Here is a 3899-nt window from a genome sequence, read left to right as displayed (position 1 = left end):
GACGGCCTTGCCATCCTCACGGATATTGCCCAGCGGGAAGCTGCGATTGGCCTGGCTCGCGGCCTCGATCACGCTGCCCAGCGGCACGCCATATTGGCGCAGCTTCGTCGGATCGGGCGCGATGCGGATTTCCTCGGGGCGTCCGCCGACAAGGAAGCTGATGCCGACATTATCGACCTTGGCGATCTCGGTGCGCAGCTTGAAGGCCAGCTCGTAGAGGCTCGCGTCGTTCCACTGGCCTGCGGCTCCGGGCTTGGGTGTAAGGGTCAGGACGACAGCCGGCACATCATTGATGCCGCGCACCGTCACCTTGGGATCGGGGATGCCGACGGGCTTCCTGTCCCAATTGGCGCGCAGCTTTTCCTCGATCCGGATCGCCGCGTCCTCGGGGTTCGATCCGACGAGGAAGCGGGCCGTCACCATCACCCCGTCGTCTTGCGCCTGCGTATAGACATGCTCCACGCCATCTACGCTCTTGACGATCGTCTCCAATGGGATGCCGACCAGTTCGGTCGCGTCGGCGGCGGAGAGGCCTGGGGCCATCACCTGAATGTCCACCATCGGCACGCTGATCTGCGGCTCCTCCTCCCGGGGGATGGAAAGAAGAGCCAGCAGACCAACGGCGATCGCCGCGAGGAGAAACAGCGGCGTCAAGGGCGAGGCAATGGTGGCCCTGGTGAGGCGACCGGAAATGCCGAGATTCATGGGCGCGTAGCCTTGGGCTTGCCGGGGGAGAACAACGTGTCGCCGGCAGACACACCGCTCAAGATCTCGACCATGGCGGGGTCGGCCGTCGGCGCGATCTGGACCGGCACCATGCTAAGCCGCTTGCCTTCGCTCACAACCTGAACCTGATCTATCCCGTAGCGCGTGGTGACGAATGTGCGCGGCACCACCAGTGCCTTGCGCGTGCCGATCTCGACCGATGCGCTCACGCGGCGGCCGACGAATTGCGTTGAGAGGCCAGGCAGCGTCGCATCGACACGAACCTGGCCTCCGGTGATCGCAGGATAGACCTGCGTCACGCTGCCCTGGCGCGACCCAGAAGGCACCCCTGCATTATTTTGTCCGCCATCATTCAATGCTGGATCGTCAACGATCACGCGCGCGCCGGGTCGGATCTGTCCGGCAACGGATTCTGGCAGCATCAAGCGTAGGACGGGCGGGCCTGCGGTGACGGTCGCGATCGACATGCCCGGCGCGACCGGCGCGCCTGCGGGAATATCGGCGCGCAGCACACGCCCGCTTGCCGGGGCGATCACCGCCCCCTGCCCCGCGACGCTGGCACTGGCGCCCTGCTGCGCCCGCGCTGCGGCAACCTGCGCGTCGGCCGCGCGGGCGGCGGCGACGGCCTGATCCAGACGCGCCTTCGCATAGACGCCGTTGTTGTAGAGGTCGCGGATGCGCGCGAGGTCCGCATTGGCTCGCGCCGCTTCCGCCTGAGCGGCGGCCGCCTGCGCACCGTAGGCGCTCGTCTCGTAGCCAAGCCGCGAGTCGACGATCATGCCGATGCGCTGGCCCTTCTGCACCGTATCCCCGGCGCGCACCGAAAGGGAGGTCAATATGCCGGGGATGCGGGCGAGGACTTCGGCCTGGTCGCGGGTGGCGATCTCCGCACCAACTGCCTTCATATCCGCGATCTCCTTGGGGACGAGTCGCACCATGTCGCCTGCGGGCAATGTCGCCGACGCCTCGTCCTGCTCCGGCTGACTGCCGCACGCCGATAACGCCAACGCGGCGCTTGCCAACCAGAGCCACTTGCCCCTGCCGCTCATCATGCCGCTCATTCCCCTCTTTCGCCCTTAGCCGCCGAGCACCGGCAAACCGGCGTCTTTCCATGCGCCGATGCCGCCGGCGAGATGCGTGTCGATCGCGCTCTGGGCCTGCGCGCACTGGTCGAGCGCCTGCCCGGAACGCCGCCCGCCCGCGCATTGCAGCACGACCGTCCGTCCTTCGGGATCAGGGATGTTACGAGGTGAAAAGCCCGACAGCGGCATGTTTACTGCGCCTGCGATGTGGCCGGTCGCAAACTCGCCGGCCTCGCGCACGTCGATCAGCAGCGCTTTGCCGTCCTTCAGCATGGCGTCCAGCTCGGCGGGGCCGATCTCGCGGTGAGCATCACGTTTCTTGAATCCGAACATGGTTGCCTCTTTCAATTTGTGGATTGCATATAACGTGTAATGATTATATTAGTCAATGTCATTGAATGAGGAAGGATCGCAGATGGGCAAGCCGTTGATCGTGGTATTGGGCGCAGGTCTGGGAGGCACGATCGCCTCCTATGAGATCAAGGCCGCCGTCAAAGGCCGCGCCGACGTGATGACCGTATCCGACACGGATACCTATAGCTTCATCCCCTCCAATCCGTGGGTCGCCGTGCGCTGGCGCGAGCCGGAGGCGATTCAGGTCCATCTCCCCCCGGTGTTCGCGAAAAAGAAGATCGGCTTTACCTCGGTCGGCGCCAAGCGACTCCATGCGAGCGAAAAGCGACTCGAACTCAATGACGGAACATCAATCACTTACGATTATCTTGTAATCGCGACCGGCCCCGATCTGGCCTTTAACGAGATCGAAGGGCTGGGGCCGCAAGGCCATACCGTCTCCGTCTGTCAGACCGCACATGCCGCCGACGCGGCCGATGCCTTCGACGCCTTCGTGGAAAATCCCGGCCCGATCGTCGTCGGCGCGGTCCAGGGCGCGTCCTGCTACGGCCCGGCCTATGAATTTGCGCTGATCCTCGACACCGAGCTGCGCCGGCGCAAGATCCGTGACAAGGTGCCGATGACCTTCGTCACCGCCGAACCCTATATCGGACATCTCGGCCTCGATGGCGTCGGCGACACCAAGAGCCTGCTCGAAAGCGAGCTGCGCGACCGTCATATCAAATGGATCACCAATGCGCGCGTCGCCAAGGTCGACGCCGGCCTCATGCACGTCGAGGAAGTGAACGATGATGGCTCGGTCAAGAAGGCGCATGATCTGCCCTTCGGCTATTCGATGATGCTCCCGGCCTTCCGCGGCGTTCCCGCGGTCAGCAATATCGAGGGGCTGACTAATCCCCGCGGCTTCATCATCATCGACAAGCACCAGCGCAATCCGGCGTTTCCGGAAATATTCGCGCTCGGTGTTTGCGTCGCCATTCCGCCGACCGGACCGACCCCGGTGCCGGTGGGCGTGCCCAAGACCGGCTTCATGATCGAATCCATGGTGACGGCGATCGCCGCCAACCTCGCTTTGATCCTCGAGGGCAGGGAGCCGACCGCCGAAGCGACATGGAACGCCGTCTGCCTTGCCGACTTCGGCGATGGCGGCGTGGCTTTCGTCGCCCAGCCCCAGATTCCGCCGCGCAACGTCAATTGGGCATCCAGCGGCAAGTGGGTCCATTTGGCCAAGATCGGCTTCGAGAAATATTTCCTGCGCAAAGTCCGCAAGGGCGAGAGCGAGCCTTTCTACGAAAAGCTGGCGATGCACGTCATGGGCATCCGCAAGCTGCGTTTCTGATCGTCATTTAGCGAAGGAGTGCAAAGATGACTCTCGATCGTGCCGTGATGGCGTTCGCCGGATGTGTCGTGTTGCTGGGTGTCGTCCTGTCGCTGACCGTGCATCCGTGGTGGATCGCGCTCACCGCTTTCGCCGGCCTCAACATGATACAGGCCAGCTTCACCGGCTTCTGCCCCGCCGCGATGGTATTCAAGGCGCTGGGCGTCCGTCCGGGGACCGCCTTCAAATGATCCGCAAGAGGGCGCTCCCCCGCCCCCTCTTGGCCTGCCTGCTCGCGAGCGTCGCCATGCCGGCCCAGGCGACGACGCTGGAAGAGGCGATCGCGGCCGCCATGAACCATGCGCCCGAAATAGAAGCGGCCCGTGCTGACGCGGATGCCGCCGATGCCCGGATCAAGG

The 3899-nt window shown here is 64.4% G+C and carries 5 protein-coding genes; 2 read left to right on the top strand and 3 right to left on the bottom strand.

The genetic code is table 11. From position 1 onward, the window contains the following. The 3 genes from VDP82_RS15180 to VDP82_RS15170 all read right to left on the bottom strand — a co-directional run. Window positions 1–705: efflux RND transporter permease subunit (locus tag VDP82_RS15180; RefSeq protein ID WP_323015671.1), on the bottom strand; the 705-nt coding region annotated here is incomplete at its 3' end. After that, window positions 702–1787, bottom strand: a complete 1086-nt coding sequence (locus tag VDP82_RS15175; RefSeq protein WP_016747689.1) for an efflux RND transporter periplasmic adaptor subunit — start codon at window positions 1785–1787, stop codon at window positions 702–704. The genes VDP82_RS15180 and VDP82_RS15175, both read right to left, overlap by 4 nt. Before the next feature lie 15 nt (window positions 1788–1802). Continuing rightward, entirely contained in the window at window positions 1803–2141 is a 339-nt protein-coding gene (locus VDP82_RS15170) for a rhodanese-like domain-containing protein (RefSeq protein ID WP_012049907.1), read from the bottom strand. Window positions 2142–2223: 82 nt separating this feature from the next. Here VDP82_RS15170 and VDP82_RS15165 point away from each other — a divergent pair, with 82 nt between their 5' ends. After that, window positions 2224–3501: an NAD(P)/FAD-dependent oxidoreductase gene (locus VDP82_RS15165; protein WP_029549117.1), complete on the top strand. Its 1278-nt coding sequence runs from the start codon at window positions 2224–2226 to the stop codon at window positions 3499–3501. Window positions 3502–3527: 26 nt separating this feature from the next. Beyond that, complete coding sequence (locus VDP82_RS15160) at window positions 3528–3731, top strand: DUF2892 domain-containing protein (RefSeq protein ID WP_012049905.1); 204 nt, start codon at window positions 3528–3530, stop codon at window positions 3729–3731. Window positions 3732–3899 lie beyond the last annotated feature (168 nt).

The organism is Devosia sp. (assembly GCF_034675085.1).
In the GTDB taxonomy this organism is placed as follows: domain Bacteria; phylum Pseudomonadota; class Alphaproteobacteria; order Rhizobiales; family Devosiaceae; genus Devosia.
Note: the sequence above shows the minus strand (reverse complement) of the source record. Positions and strands in the feature narration are given on the sequence as shown.